The 15,628-nt window shown below is 71.6% G+C and carries 3 protein-coding genes; 2 read left to right on the forward strand and 1 reads right to left on the reverse strand.

Going from position 1 to position 15,628, the window contains the following annotated elements:
* Nucleotides 1-5 precede the first annotated feature (5 nt).
* Together QSK35_RS00870 and QSK35_RS00875 are read left to right on the forward strand one after the other, a co-directional pair.
* The gene (locus QSK35_RS00870; RefSeq protein ID WP_285742432.1) at nt 6-14,045 is read left to right on the forward strand and encodes a non-ribosomal peptide synthetase; all 14,040 of its coding nucleotides are present in this window, start codon (nt 6-8) and stop codon (nt 14,043-14,045) included.
* Nucleotides 14,042-15,211, forward strand: a complete 1,170-nt coding sequence (locus tag QSK35_RS00875) for a cytochrome P450 (protein ID WP_285741238.1) — start codon at nt 14,042-14,044, stop codon at nt 15,209-15,211. The genes QSK35_RS00870 and QSK35_RS00875 overlap by 4 nt, the downstream gene beginning before the upstream one ends.
* On the opposite strand, the gene QSK35_RS00880 is transcribed toward QSK35_RS00875, so the two are convergent.
* Nucleotides 15,194-15,556, reverse strand: coding sequence for a hypothetical protein (locus QSK35_RS00880; RefSeq protein WP_285741239.1), 363 nt, complete (start codon nt 15,554-15,556; stop codon nt 15,194-15,196). The two genes, QSK35_RS00875 and QSK35_RS00880, sit on opposite strands and share 18 nt — an antisense overlap.
* Nucleotides 15,557-15,628 lie beyond the last annotated feature (72 nt).

Here is a 15,628-nt window from a genome sequence, read left to right on the forward strand (position 1 = left end):
AAGCAATGCAGGACGTCCGGTTGCCGCTCACGGCCGCGCAGGCGGGATTCTGGTTCGCGCAGCAGCTCGATCCCGGCAACCCGATCTATCGGGCGCAGGAGAGCGTCGAGATCCTCGGTCCGGTCGACGCGGGCCTGCTGGTGCGGGCGCTGCGGGCGGCGATCGCCGACGCGGAGCCCTATCAGGTGCGGATCGGGCACGATGGCGACCGGGTGTGGCAGCGCGTCGAGGAGTCGGCCGACTGGCCGCTGCCCGTGGTGGACGTCAGCGGCGCGCCGGATCCGTGGGCGGCCGCGGAGAAGTGGGTTCGCGACCGGCTCGACCGGCCGGTCGAGCTCGACGGCTTCCCACTGTTCGATCTCGCCGTGCTGGTGCTCGGAGCGCAGCGGCACCTGGTTCACTTCGCCGGCCATCACATCATCGGTGACGGTGTCTCCAGCTCGATGGTGCTGAACCGGGCCGCCGAGGTGTACACCGAACTGGCGGCGGGCCGGCCGTGGACGCCGAGCCCCATGGGGTCGTTGCGCGACGTTCTCGCCGACGAGGCGAATTACCGCGAGAGCGAGCAGTACACCGCCGACCGGGAGTACTGGCGACGCCTGCTCGCCGACCGGCCCGTCGCCGTGGGACTCGCCGGACGTCCCGGCCTGACCTCACATGCCTTCGTGCGGCGCAGTCACGTCGTGCCCGCGCCCGTCGCCGCGGAGCTGCGCACCCTCGCGCGTGCGTGCCGGGCCAGCCTGCCGTCGCTGATGATCGCCGCACTCGCCGTGTACGTGGAGCGGATGTGCGGGACCGGTGACGTGATGATCGGCATGCCGGTGACCGGGCGCCGGTCCGCAATCACGCGACAGACTCCGGTCACGCTCGCCAGTGAGGTACCCCTGCGGTTGCGGGTGGAGCGGGGGACGACGGTCGCCGGGCTGGTCCGGCAGGCCGCCGAGAGCGCCCGGCTCGCCTTGCGGCACCAGCGGTTCCCGCACGAGGAGATCGCCCGTGACGCGGGTGCGGTGGGTACCGGCGAACCGTTGTACGGTCCCTGTCTCAACTTCATGGCCGCCGAGCCGCCGCTCTCGTTCGCCGGCAACCCGACCGTGGCGCACAACTTCTCCAACGGACCGGTCGACGACCTGAACGTCAACGTGTACGACCGCGCGGGCGACGGCACCATCCAGGTCGACTTCAACACCAACGCCGCGCGATACACGCCCGAGGAGACCGAGCTGCATCTGCGCCGGTTCGTCGCGCTGCTGGAGACTTTCGCCGCACCGGACCAGCCGCTCGCCACGTTCGACGTGGTGCTGCCGGAGGAACGCGAGTGGCACGACACCACGCGCGAGGTGCCCCGGCACACCGTCGTGGACGTGTTCGCGGCGCAGGCTCGCCGGACCCCGGACGCGGTCGCGCTCGTGTGTGCGGACCGGCGGCTGTCGTTCCGCGAGCTCGACGAGCGGGCGAACCGGCTGGCGCACTCGCTGATCGCGCGGGGCGCGGGCCCGGAAACCGTGGTGGCGCTCAGGTTGCCGAGGTCGGCGGACTTCGTGGTGGCGCTGCTCGCGGTGCTCAAGTCCGGCGCGGCCTATCTGCCGATCGACCCCGGCGACCCGCGCGGGTCGTACGTCATCGAGGACGCGAACCCTGTCGTGGTCCTGGACGAGATCGGTGATCCGGACGGTTGTCCGGCGACCGATCCCGGTGTCGTGATCGACCCGGCGCACGCGGCGTACGTGATCTACACCTCGGGTTCGACCGGCCGGCCCAAGGGGGTCGTGACCGAGCACCGCGGCCTGACGAACCTCTTCCACGACCACAATGCCCGGCTGATCGAGCCCAGCGGCGCCGGGGCCGCCGCGCTGACCGCGGCGTTCACGTTCGACACGTCGTGGGAAGGGCTGCTGTGGCTGATCGCGGGCCACGAACTGCACGTGATCACCGACGACGTGCGGCGTGACCCGTTCGCACTCGTCGAGTACGTCCGCGAGCACCGGATCGACATGCTCGACCTCACCCCGGCGCACGCTGCCCAGCTCGTGGACGCGGGCCTGCTGGACGCCCGCCCGCGGGTCCTGTTGCTCGGCGGTGAGGCCGTGGACGAACGGCTGTGGCGGGTCCTGCGCGCGCGAGCGGCGATGAGGGTCGTCAACTACTACGGCCCGACCGAGGCCACAGTGGACACTCTGGTGGCGGACCTGGCCCGGCACGAGCGACCCGTCATCGGCACCCCGATGTGGAACACGGGCGCGCACGTGCTCGACGCCGGGCTGCGACTGGTGCCACCGGGCGTGACCGGTGAGCTCTACCTGACCGGTGTGCAGCTCGCCCGCGGGTACCTGGGCCGGCCGGGTCTCACCGCGACGCGGTTCGTCGCGAACCCGTTCGGTCCCGGCCGCATGTACCGCACGGGAGACCTGGTCCGCCGGGACGCGACCGGGACCCTGGAGTTCGTCGGCCGCGCCGACGACCAGCTCAAGATCCGCGGCTTCCGGATCGAGCCCGCCGAGGTCGAGGAGGTGCTGCGGCGCTGGGCGGACCAGGCCGTGGTCGTGGTCCGCGAGGACGCGCCGGGTGACCGCAGGCTCGTCGGGTACGTCACCGGCGCCACCGATCCGGCCGTCCTGCGGGTGCGGGCCGCCGAGTTCCTGCCGCCGTACATGGTGCCGTCCGCGATCGTGGCTCTCGACGCGTTTCCGTTGACCGGCAACGGGAAGATCGACCGCGCCGCCCTGCCCGCGCCGACCGCGGCACTGCCCGTCACCGACGGTCCGCGCAGCCCGGCGGAGCTCGTGCTGTGCGGGTTGTTCGCCGAGCTGCTGGGAGTCGGCGCGGTCGGTGTCGACACCGGCTTCTTCGACCTGGGCGGCGACAGCATCCTCGCGATGCAGCTGGTGAGCAGAGCCCGTCGTGCCGGGATGGTGCTGTCCACCCGGGATGTGTTCACGCACCGGACGGTCGCCGCGCTGGCTGCCGTAGCGGGTACGACAGTGTCGGGAACGAAGGTGGCCGCCCCCGTCCGGGTGACCGGTGCCGGCACGGTCGGTCCGACCCCCATCACCGAATGGCTCCGGGAGCTCGGCGGGCCGTTCGCGCGGTACAGCCAGTCGCTGGTACTGCGCGTGCCCGCCGGCCTCGGGCTCGATCGGTTGACCCGGTCGGCGCGGGCGCTCGTGGATCACCACGACGCGTTCCGGATGCGCCTGGAACCGGGACACTGGTCCTTCGTCGTCGCCGAGCCCCGCACCGTGGATGCGGATCTCGTGGAACGCGTCGACGCGGCGGACGCCGATCTCGACGCGATGGTCGCGGCGTACACCCCGGCCGTGCGGGCGAAGCTCGACCCCGTGTCGGGCGCGGTCCTGCGGCTCGTGTGGTTCGACGCGGGACCCGGCCGCGAGGGAAGGCTGCTGATCGTCGCGCACCACCTCGTGATCGACGGCGTGTCGTGGCGGGTGGTCGTGCCCGACCTGATCGCTGCCTGGCGGGGGGAAGCTCTCGAACCGGTCGGCACGTCGCTGCGCGAGTGGGCCGGGATACTCGCCCTGCAGTCCACCGAGGACGAGCGCGTGGCCGAACTCCCGTGGTGGCGCAAGGTCCTGGAGGCCGGCGACCCGCCACTGACCGAGCGGTCGCTCGAACCGGAGACGGACGTGGTCGCAACGGCACGCACCCTGCGTGTCGACGTCCCGGCGGCGGAGCTGCTGACGACCGTGCCGGCCAGATTCCGGTGTGGTGTCGACGAAGTCCTGCTGACCGCGCTCGCCCTCGCGGTGGCGCGGTGGCGCGGCACCGGTGAGACGGCGGTGCTCGTCGACCTGGAAGGGCACGGCCGCGAGCACGGCACCGCCGACCTCTCCCGGACGGTCGGCTGGTTCACCAGCGTGTTCCCGGTGCGGCTGGACCCCGGCCAGGACGTCGGACGTGCGCTCCAGCGGGTCAAGGAGCAGCTGCGGGCGTTGCCGGACAAGGGGATCGGGTTCGGTCTGCTGCGCTACCTGAACCGCGACACCGCGCCCGAGCTGTCCGGACGGACGCCGCAGATCGCCTTCAACTATCTCGGCCGCTTCGACACCGGGGAGTGGGCGGTCGCGGGTTCGCCGCTGGACGGTGCGGGTGCGGACGACCGCATGCCGCTGGCCTACCCGCTGGAGGTCGACGCGGTCGCGGACGGCGACCGGCTGACCGTCTCGTGGACGTGGCCGTCGGCGCTGTTCACCGAAGACCGGATCCGCGAACTGAGCGAGGGGTTCGTCGCGGCACTGCGTCAGGTGATCCGTCACGCGGTCCCCGGCCTGACCCCGTCGGACGTGCGGCTCGCGCGGCTGGACCAGCAGCAGATCGATCGGCTGGAGGCGGCCCGTCCCGGAGTCACGGACATCTGGCCGCTGTCACGGCTGCAGGAGGGCATGCTTTTCCACGCCCGCTACGAAGCAGAGGACCCGTACACCCCGCAGCTGTGCGTCGACTTCGAGGCCGATCTCGACCCGGGGCGGCTACGGGCCGCGGCGACAGCGTTGCTGCACCGGCACCCGACGCTACGGGCGGGCTTCTGGGACACCGAGCTGGATCATCCGGTGCAGTTCATCGCCGGCGATGTGGAACCGAGCTGGCGGGAGATCGACCTCTCCGGCGCCGGTGACCGGTCCGCGGCGCTGGCCGGCGTCCTGGCCGAGGACCGGGAGCGGCGGTTCGACCTCTCCCGGCCACCCCTGCTGCGCTTCGCGCTGATCTCACTGGGCGGCAACACCTATCGCCTCCTGCTGACCCATCACCACATCCTGCTGGACGGGTGGTCGACGCCGACTCTGATCCGTGAGCTGTTCCAGCTGTACGCGGGCATGGCACTCCCGCCGGTCGCGTCCTATCGCGACTACCTGGCGTGGCTCGCCGGCCAGGACCGCGCGGCCGCCGAACGAGCCTGGGGTGCCGCCCTCCACGGTGTCACCGGCTCGACGTCGCTGGCGCCCGTCGACGGCCCGCGGACCGCCGCGCGGCCCGAGCAGATCACCGTGCCCCTCGATCGCGCCCTCTACCGCGCCCTCTCGGGCCGGGCACGGGCGCACGGTCTCACGCTCAACACCGTCTTCCAGGGCGCATGGGCGATTCTGCTGAGCCACCTCACCGGCCGCGACGACGTCGTGTTCGGGGCGACGGCCGCGGGACGCCCACCGGAGCTCGCGGGCGTGGAGCGGATGGTGGGCCTGTTCATCAACACGCTGCCGCTGCGGGCGCATGTCGACCCGGCGCGGCCGGTCACCGACCTCCTGCGCGGGGTGCAGGACCACCAGGCAGGCCTCTCCGCGTTCGTGCACGTGAACCTGGCGGACGTCAGGCAACTGGCCGGGGCGGGCGAGCTGTTCGACACGATCATGGTGTTCGAGAACTACCCGTTCGACGACGAGGAGATGCGCGAGCCCGTGCCGGGCGTCCGGCTCACGAGCATCGAGGCGCACGACGCCACGCACTACGCGCTGAGTGTGGCGGTCATTCCCGGCCCCGAGCCGTACATGCACCTCGGCTACCAGCCGGACCTGTTCACCCGCGACGCTGTCGCGGCTGTCGGCGAGCAGTTCCTGCAGGTGCTCCACGAGGTGGCGCGTGACCCCTCGATGCGGGCCGGGCAGGTCGGTGTCCTGCCCGCCGGGCAACGCGCCGATGTGCTCACCCGGTGGCAGGGGACGACCACCTCCCTGCCCGAGATCGCGTTGCCGCGCGCGTTCCGCGCCGTCGTGGAGGCGACTCCGGACGCGGTCGCGCTGGTGTGCGGTGACGTGGAACTGACCTACCGCGAGCTCGACGCGAGGGCGAACCGGCTGGCACACCGCCTGATCCGCGACGGGGTGCGGCCCGAGGACCGGGTCGCGGTGCTGGTGCCGCGTTCGCCGGAGTTGTCGGTGGCGGTGCTCGCGGTGGTCAAGGCGGGTGCGGCGTACGTGCCGCTGGACGACGACGTGCGCGCCGAGCGGCTGATCGAGTTGAGCGGCGCGCGGCTTGTGCTGCGGGACGTGGACGTCTCCGCGGACCTGCCGGACACGGATCCGGGTGTGCCCGTGCACCCGGACCAACTGGCGTACGTCATGTTCACGTCCGGATCGACGGGCACGCCCAAGGCGGTCGGTGTACGGCATCGCGACGTCGTGGCACTCGCACACGACCGGAGGCTGCGCGGCCCGAACCACGAACGCGTGCTCGTGCACTCCACGCCGGCGTTCGACGCGAGCACCTACGAGCTGTGGGTGCCGTTGCTGCGCGGCGGCCGGCTCGTCTTCGCGCCGCCCGGCCGGCTCGACCCGGCGACGCTCGCGCGGCTGGTGCGGACGCACGGCGTGACCGGCGCCTGGGTCGCGGCCGGGCTGTTCCGGGTGATCGCCGAGGAGGCGCCCGAGAGCTTCGCGGGCATGCGCGAGGTCTGGGCGGGCGGGGACGTCGTGCCCGCCGAGGCGGTGCGCCGCATGCTGCGGGCCTGCCCAGGGCTGGTCGTCGTCGACGGCTACGGACCGACCGAGGCGACCTCGGTCGCGACGCACTTCGTCATGTCCGATCCGGACGCGGTACCCGGCGTCGTGCCGATCGGCAGGCCCATCGACAACCGCCGCGCCTACGTCCTCGACCGAGACCTGCGTCCTGTCGCGCCAGGCAGGCTCGGTGAGCTGTACCTCGCCGGTGCGGGCGTCGGCCGTGGCTACCTCGGTCAGCCGGGCCTGACCGCACAGCGGTTCGTCGCCGATCCGTTCGGGACCGGCCGCATGTACCGCACCGGGGATCTCGCGCGGTGGACGGCATCCGGTGAGCTGCTGTTCGGCGGACGTGCCGACGACCAGGTGAAGGTGCGCGGATTCCGGGTCGAGCTCGGGGAGGTCGAGGCGGTTCTCGCCGGGCATCCCGAGGTCGCGCAGGCCGCCGTGGTGGCCCGCGACGATCGTCTGGTCGCCTACGTCGTCTCCGGCGCGCGGGACCTTCCCCAGTTCGTGGCGGGCCTGCTGCCCGAGTACCTCGTACCGTCGGTGTTCGTCGAGCTGGACACGCTTCCGCTGACCCCCAACGGAAAGGTGGACCGGGCCGCCTTGCCGGATCCCGGGGGGAGCCGGGAGCCCGCGGTGACGGGCTCGCGAACGCCGCGAGAGAAACGGCTCTGCGGGTTGTTCGCCGAGGTGCTCTCCCTGCCGGACGTGGGCGCCGGGGACAACTTCTTCCAGCTCGGCGGCCATTCCCTGCTCGCGACCAGGCTGGTCAGCCGGATCAGGTCGACGTTCGGTGCCGAGCTGCCGATCCGGGCCGTGTTCGAGTCACCCAGCCCACGGGACCTGCTCGGCAGGATCGACGAGGCGGTGGAGGCACGCAGCCGGGTACGGCCCTTCGAGCGGCCCGCGCGGATGCCGTTGTCCCACACCCAGCGCAGGCTGTGGTTCCTGAACCGGCTCGAGGACGCGGGTGCCGCCTACAACATCACCTTCGGTCTGCGCATGACGGGGACGCTGGACCGGGCCGCGTTGCGCGCGGCACTCGCGGACGTGGTCGCCAGGCACGAGATCCTGCGCACCATCTTCCCGGAGGCCGGCGGCGAACCGTCCCAGGTGGTGCTCTCCCGCGCGGAGGTCGACCTGGTCTCGGATGAGGAACCGGAGGCGTTCGCCGCCCTCGGGTTCGACCTCACCACCGAGCCGCCGGTCCGGGCGTTGTTGCGCGAGGTCACTCCGGACGAGCACCTCCTCGTGTTGTCCCTGCACCACATCGCCGCGGACGGAGCGTCAGGCCGGCCACTCGCACGCGACCTGTCCACCGCCTATGCGGCCCGCTGTGCCGGTGACGCTCCACAATGGACCCCGCTGGAGGTGCAGTACGCGGACTTCACGCTGTGGCAGCGGGAGGTGCTCGGCGACGAGGACGACCCGGAGTCGGAGATCGCCAGGCAGATCGCGTTCTGGACCGAGGCCCTCGCCGGACTGCCGCTCGAGATCGCACTGCCGTCGAGCCGCCCACGGCCGGCGGTCGCCGGCCACCGTGGCGGCAGCGTGTCGTTCCGCATCGGCCGCGACGTGCACGAACGCCTGCTCGGGCTGGCCAGGAGCGACGACGCGAGCCTGTTCATGACACTGCAGGCGGGCGTGGCCGTGCTGCTCACCGCATTGGGCGGGGGCACCGACATCCCGCTCGGCGCACCGGTCGCCGGTCGCACCGACGACGCGCTCGACGACCTGGTCGGGTTCTTCGTCAACACCCTGGTACTGCGCACCGACACCTCCGGCCGGCCGACCTTCCGCGAGCTGCTGGCCAGGGTGCGCGACCGTGGCCTGGCGGCGTTCGCGCACCAGGACCTGCCGTTCGAGCGACTGGTGGAGATCGTCAACCCGGAGCGGTCGCGCGGCAGGCACCCGCTGTTCCAGACGATGATCACGCTGCAGAACACCGATCGGACCGAGATCGACCTGCCGGGGCTTGTCGTCGGGCTCGAAGAGGTCGCGACGCACCGCACGAAGTTCGACCTCTCGTTCGAGTTCGCGGAGACCGAGGACGGCATCACCGGTCAGCTCGACTACAGCCGCGACCTGTTCGACCACGCCGATGCCGAGGCGATCGCGGCCCGGCTGGTCCGGGTGCTGGCGCGGCTCGCCGCCGAACCGGACCGTTCCATCGGCGAGGTCGACGTCCTGACGCCGGGGGAGCACGGCGCGCTCGCCGCCTGGAACGACACGGACCGGCCGGTGCCGGACGTGACGCTGCCCGAACTGTTCGCGGCGCAGGTCGCTCGCACGCCGACCGCGACCGCACTCGTATTCGGGAACACGCGACTGTCCTATGTGGACCTCGATGCCAGGGTGAATCACCTGGCGGCGTGGCTGGTCGAACGGGGTGCGGGGCCGGAGCGGATCGTCGCCGTCGCCCTCCCGCGCTCGATCGAGCTGGTCGTGGCGCTGCTGGCGGTGCTCAGGTCCGGGGCCGCCTACCTGCCGATCGATCCGGAGCTCCCCGCCGAGCGGATCGCGTTCATGCGCGACGACGCCCGGCCTCTCCTCGTCCTCGACGACGTCGCATCGGCTCCGTTCGCCGAGGAACCCCGGCACAGGGTCGAGGGGACGCGATGCGGGAGCCGGCATCCGGCTTACGTGATCTACACGTCGGGCTCGACGGGCCGGCCCAAGGGGGTGGTGGTGCCGCACGAGGGCATCGTGAACCGGTTGGCGTGGATGCAGGACCGGTTCGGACTCACGACGGTCGACCGGGTGCTGCAGAAGACGCCCGCCGCCTTCGACGTGTCGGTGTGGGAGTTCTTCTGGCCACTGATCACCGGTGCCACCCTGGTCGTCGCGCCACCCGGAGCGCACCGCGATCCGGTGCGGCTGGTCCGGCTGATCGACCGGCATCGCATCACGACCGTCCACTTCGTTCCCTCGATGCTGCGGGCCTTCCTCGCCGAGCCGGTGCTGCCGACGTGCCTGCGCCGCGTGATCGCGAGCGGGGAGGCGTTGACGCCCGCGATCGCCGCCAGGTTCCGCGAACGCCTCGGCGCCGGGTTGTACAACCTCTACGGTCCAACGGAGGCCTCCGTCGACGTCACGTGTTCGGAGTCGACCACCATCGGCCGCCCGATCTGGAACACCCGCACGTACGTGCTGGACCACGAACTCCGGCCCGTTCCTCCGGGTGTGCCGGGAGACCTCTACCTGGCGGGTGTCCAGCTGGCCCGCGGTTATCTGAACCGGCCGGGCCTCACGGCCGAACGGTTCGTGGCCAACCCGTTCGGTCCGGGCCGTCTCTACCGCACCGGGGACTGTGCCAGGTGGACACGCGACGGTGAGCTCGACTTCCTCGGCCGCACCGACGACCAGGTCAAGATCCGGGGTGTGCGCATCGAGCTCGGCGAGATCGAGGCCGCGCTGACGAAACACCCGGACGTCGTCCAGGCGGCGGTGGTCGCCAGGGACGACCGGCTCGTCGCCTACCTGGCACCCCGGGTCGACGCGGCACGGGTCCGGGAGCACCTCGCCACGGTGCTTCCCCAGTACATGGTGCCGGGCGTGTTCGTGGTCCTCGACGAGCTTCCGTTGAGCCACAGCGGAAAACTCGACCGCAAGGCGTTGCCGGATCCGGTCGTGGAGGCGTCCGCGGCGGAAGGGCGGACACCTCACGAGAAGATCCTGTGCGCGATCTTCGGCGAGCTCCTCGAGGTGGACGGCGTCGGCCCGGATCACGGCTTCTTCGAGCTCGGCGGGCATTCGCTGCTGGTGACCGGTCTGATCAGCCGGATCCAGACGGTGTTCGGCGTGCGACTGGAGATCGGCGCGGTGTTCGACGCGCCGACGCCCGCCGGGCTCGCGAAGCTGGTGGACGGCGGGGTGCGGGCGGACGTCGAGCTGCGCCGCATGCCGCGGCCGGAGCGGCTGCCGCTGTCCTACGCCCAGCGGCGGCTGTGGTTCCTCAACCGGCTCGAAGGTCCGACCGCCACCTACAACGTCGCGTTGCCGCTGCGGTTGTCCGGTGATCTCGACCCCAGCGCGCTCCAGGCCGCGATCGACGACGTGGTCGGCAGGCACGAGATCCTGCGGACGGTGTACCAGGAGGCGGACGGCACGCCGTACCAGGTGATCATCGAGAACGCCGGTGTCGACATGTCCGTTGTGGACACTACCGAGGAGGAACTGCAGTCCGCGCTGAGGAGTGCGGGCCGGTACGGGTTCGACCTGGCCACCGAGGTACCACTGCGTGCGACGCTGTTCGTGCTCGGACAGGGCGAGCACGTCCTGCTGTTGCTGCTGCACGAGATCGCGGCCGACGGCTCGGCGCTGGCGGCACTCGCGGGCGACCTGTCGGCCGCCTACGCCGCCCGCGTAGCCGGTCGCGAGCCGGACTGGGCACCGCTGCCCCTGCAGTACGCCGACTTCACGCTCTGGCAGCGGGAAGCGCTCGGCGAGGAGGACGACGCCACCAGCCGGATTGCGCGGCAGGCCGCGTACTGGTCCGAGGCGCTGGCCGGTCTGCCCGACGAGCTGCGCCTGCCGGTCGACCGGCCGCGTCCCGCACAGCCGAGCAACCGGGGCGAGCGGTTCGGCGTCGCCATCGGGGCGGGCCTGCACACCAGGCTCGCCGAACTGGCCGACCGGACGAGCACCACGTTGTTCATGGTGCTGCACGCCGGGCTCGCCGCCGTGCTGAGCCGGCTCGGCGCGGGCCCGGACATCCCGATCGGCGCGCCGATCGCCGGCCGGTCCGACGAGGCGTTGCGCGACCAGCTGGGCTTCTTCGTGAACAGCCTGGTACTCCGTACGGACGTCTCCGGCGACCCGTCGTTCCGCGAGCTGCTGGCCAGGGTCCGCAGGACCGACCTGGCCGCGTATGAGAACTCCGACCTGCCGTTCGAGCGGCTGGTGGAGATCGTCAACCCGGACCGCGTGCCGTCACGGCACCCGTTGTTCCAGACCGTGCTGAGCCTCGGCACCAACGTGGACACCACGGTCGCACTGGCGGATCTCGTGATCAGCCCCGAGCCGACCGGCCTCGGCGTCGCGAAGTTCGACCTCGTGCTCAACCTCGTCGAGACCCGCGACGGGCGGACCTGCCGGGGCGTCGACGGCATCCTGGAGTACAGCACCGACCTGTTCGACCACGTCACCGCGGCGGCGATCTTCGACCGGCTGGTCCGGCTGCTCGAGAACGTCACCGCGGATCCGGACCTGCCGATCGGCCGGATCGAGCTGCTGTCGCCCGCGGAGCGGTACCAGCTCGCGGCCTGGAACAAGACGGCGCGACCGGTGGCGCCACGGACGCTCGCCGAGCTGTTCGAGGCGCAGGTGCTGCGAACGCCGGACGCCATCGCCCTCGTGGGCGACCGTGAACTGTCCTATGTGGAGCTCGACGGCATGGCGAACCGGCTCGCACTGACGTTGTGCGAACGGGGAGCCGGGCCGGAGACCGTGGTGGCGCTGGTCCTGCCGCGCTCGGTGCATGCCGTCGTCGCGATGCTCGCGGTGGCGAAGGCGGGTGCCGCCTTCCTGCCGATCGACCCCGGCTACCCGGCGGAGCGGATCGCGTTCCTGCTCGGCGACGCCGGGCCGGCGTTGGTCCTCACCGGCGCCGACCTCGAGGAGCTGGACCTCGCGCCGTGCGCGGGCACGGACCGGCCGGTCGACGTGCGCAACCCGGCGTACCTGATCTACACCTCCGGTTCCACCGGCGTGCCCAAGGGCGTGGTGGTCACGCACGAGGGGCTGGCGAGCATGGTGGCGGCACTGGGGTTCGGGCCGGGCGACCGGGTGCTCCAGTTCGCGTCGCCGAGCTTCGACGCGGCGGTGCTGGAGACGTGCGGCGCACTGCTGACGGGCGCCACGCTGGTCCTCGCGCCCGCCGAGGGCCTGCTGTCCGGTGCCGCGCTCGCGTCGTTCGTCGACCGGCACTCCGTGACGCATGCGTTGATCCCGCCCGCCGTGCTCGCCGTCATGCCGGAGGAGCACACGTTGCCGACGCTCACCACGTTGCTGGTGGGTGGTGACGCGTGTCCGCCCGAGGTGGCGCTCCGGTGGTCGCGGGACCGGCGGATGATCAACGCCTACGGGCCGACCGAGGCGACGGTGTTCGGCACGCTCAGCGATCCGCTGTCCGGCAGCGAGACACCGATCGGCCGGCCGATCGTCAACACCCGGGTGCACGTGCTCGACGCGGGACTGCGCCCGGTGCCGGTCGGCGTGGCGGGGGAGCTGTACCTCGCGGGTCCGGGCGTCGCCCGCGGGTATCTCGGCCGGCCGGCGCTGACGGCCACGCGGTTCGTCGCCTCGCCGCGGGGTCGGATGTACCGCACCGGTGACCTCGCGAGGTGGGACTCGGCTGGACAACTGCATTTCATCGGCCGCGCGGACGACCAGATCAAGCTGCGCGGGTTCCGGATCGAACCCGGCGAGATCGAGGCGGTGCTCGGCGCCTGTCCGGGTGTCACACGGGCGATCGTCGTCGTGCGCGACGAGCGGCTGATCGCCTACGTCGTCGGAACGGCGACCGATCCGGAGGTGGTCCGCGCCCACGCGGCGACCATGCTGCCCGAGTACATGGTGCCGTCCGCGGTGGTGCCGCTCGACGAACTGCCGGTGACCGCGCACGGGAAGGTCGATCGCAAGGCGTTGCCGGATGTCGAGGCGGTGTCGGCCGGGGAACCCGCGTCCGAACCGGTGCGGCGGATCTGCCGCCTGTTCGCCGAGGTACTCGGCAAGCAGGCCGGACCGGACGACAACTTCTTCCGGCTCGGCGGGCACTCACTGCTCGCGCCGCGGTTGATCGACCGGATCAAGGCGGAGTTCGCGGTGGAACTGCCGGTGCGCAGCGTATTCGAAGCCCCGACCCCGGCCGGCCTCGCTTTGATCCTGACCACCGGGGCGTCCTCCGGGTTCGAGGTGCTGCACCCGTTGCGGGCGGAAGGGGACCGGCCGCCGTTGTTCGCCGTGGCCCCGATGCTCGGCCTGAGCTGGTGCTACCACGGTCTGCTCGCACACCTGCACCCCGACCGGCCGCTGTACGGCCTGCAGTCACCCGCCCTGACCGGACCGCTATCCACAATGGACTCGATGGTGGACTCCTTGGTGCGGCGGATCCGTTCGGTGCAGCCGCACGGCCCCTACCACCTGCTCGGCTGGTCGTTCGGCGGCAACGTCGCACACGCGCTCGCGGTGCGGCTGCGCGCGTCGGGGGAGGAGGTGGCGCTGCTCGCGATCATGGACGCTTACCCCCTGCGGTATTCCGTCGATACCGCGGCGGTGCCCGGCGAGGAGGAGCTGCTGGGCCTGATCGACCAGATGGGCATCACTCCCGACGAGCGGATGATCACCGCCGTCCGCCGGGCGTACGCCGCACACATCGAGGTGATGCGCTCGGCGACCGAGGGCGTCTTCGACGGCTCGATGCTGCATTTCCTCGCCACACAAGGACGTCCAGCCGGCGCACCGGACGGCACGGCGTGGTCGCCGCACGTGACGGGTGGGATCGAGCGGCACCACGTGGACACCACGCACAACGCCATGACATCGGCTCTGGCGGAGATCGCCGGGGTGGTCGAAGGGAACGCATCGTGACTCGGGCCTACCCGTTCGGACCGCAGCACCGCCTGGACGTCGATCCACTGTTCGCCGAGTTGCGTTCGTCCGAGCCGGTGACGCGGGTCCGCATGCCGCACGGCGGCGACGCCTGGCTGGTCACCACGTACGCGGAGGCGAAAGCGGTCTTCGGAGACGACCGCCGCTTCGGCCGGGCGATGACCGTCGGCGCGGACGTGCCGCGGGCGCGGCCCGTCATCCAGGCCAGCCGGTCGATCCACACCATGGACCCGCCCGAGCACACCTCGTTGCGCCGCATGGTGTCCAAGGCGTTCACCGTGCGCCGGGTGGCGGAGCTCGAATCGCGGACGCAGCGGATCGTCGACGACCTGCTGGACCGGATGACCACGCCCGCGGACCTGGTGAAGGAGCTGGCCGAGCCGTTGCCCATCACGGTGATCTGCGAGCTGCTCGGCGTGCCCTACGCGGACCGGGAGGAGTTCCACGCCTGGTCGGACGCCGCGGTCGCGTTGACCGCCTATACCCCCGACCAGGTGCTGGATGCCCGCATCAACCTGGTGACCTACCTCTGCCGGCTGACCGAGCAACGGCGTGAACACCCCTCGGACGACCTGCTCACCGGGCTCGTACAGGCGGGTGGGCACCTGTCCGAGTTCGAGATCGCGAGCTTCGGGGTGGCGCTGCTCGTCGCGGGACACGCCACGACGGTGAACCAGATCGGCAACTTCACCTGCGTGCTGCTCGAACACCCCGGCGAGCTCGCCCGCCTGCGAGCCGATCCGTCGTTGCTACCCACGGCGATCGAAGAGCTGCTGCGCTTCACCCCGCTCGCCGCAGTCGCCGAATTCCCCCAGATGGCCTTGGCGGACCTCGAACTCGGCGGCGTGCACATCAAGGCCGGCGACACCGTGCTCGTCGAGCTCGCCTCGGTCAACCGCGACCCGAAGGTCTTCACCGACCCGGACGTGCTCGACCTCGGCCGCACCCCGAACCCGCACCTCGCGTTCGCGCACGGCGCCCACCACTGTCTCGGCGCTCAGCTCGCCCGGATGGAGCTGCGGGTGGCGATCGGCTCACTGGTCCGGCGGTTCCCCGCCCTGCGCCTCGCGGTGCCGCCGGACCAGCTCGAGTTCATCGACGGGCAACTGATCCGCGGACTGAGGTCGTTACCTGTCAGCTGGTGACGATCGCGCGCCGGCCGCCGGTACCGGGTGGCCGAGGAGGATGCCGGTGCGCGAGAGGCGGAGCACGATCTCGCCGAGGGTGCCGGCCGGCTTCTCGGCGATCACCAGCAATGCCTCGACGCGGGCGGAGAGACGTGCGTCGCTCAGACGGCTGACCAACCAGCCGAGAGACGTCGCGCAAGGCGTGAAAGCGGCGAGATCGCTTTTTCGAGTCAGGTCGTAATAGGCGTGCAGATCCTGTTGCGGCGCGGAGGTCTCCCGCAGATCGAGCCACGCGAGGTAGGTGCCCTGCGGCGCGATGAACCGGACATCGGGCGCCCAGCTCGCGAGCCAGTGCCGCAGCAACCGCAGATTGCCGGGCGGATGGCGGGGCAGGAACCTCAGCCAGCCTGCTTCGGAACGGATGCCGAGCAGGGC

It is taken from the genome of Lentzea sp. NBRC 105346, assembly GCF_030269605.1.
In the GTDB taxonomy this organism is placed as follows: Bacteria; Actinomycetota; Actinomycetes; order Mycobacteriales; family Pseudonocardiaceae; genus Lentzea.

Excerpts from the sequence above, each read along its gene's own strand:
- QSK35_RS00870 (WP_285742432.1), top strand. The coding sequence starts at position 6 with ATGCAGGACGTCCGGTTGCCGCTCACGGCCGCGCAGGCGGGATTCTGG.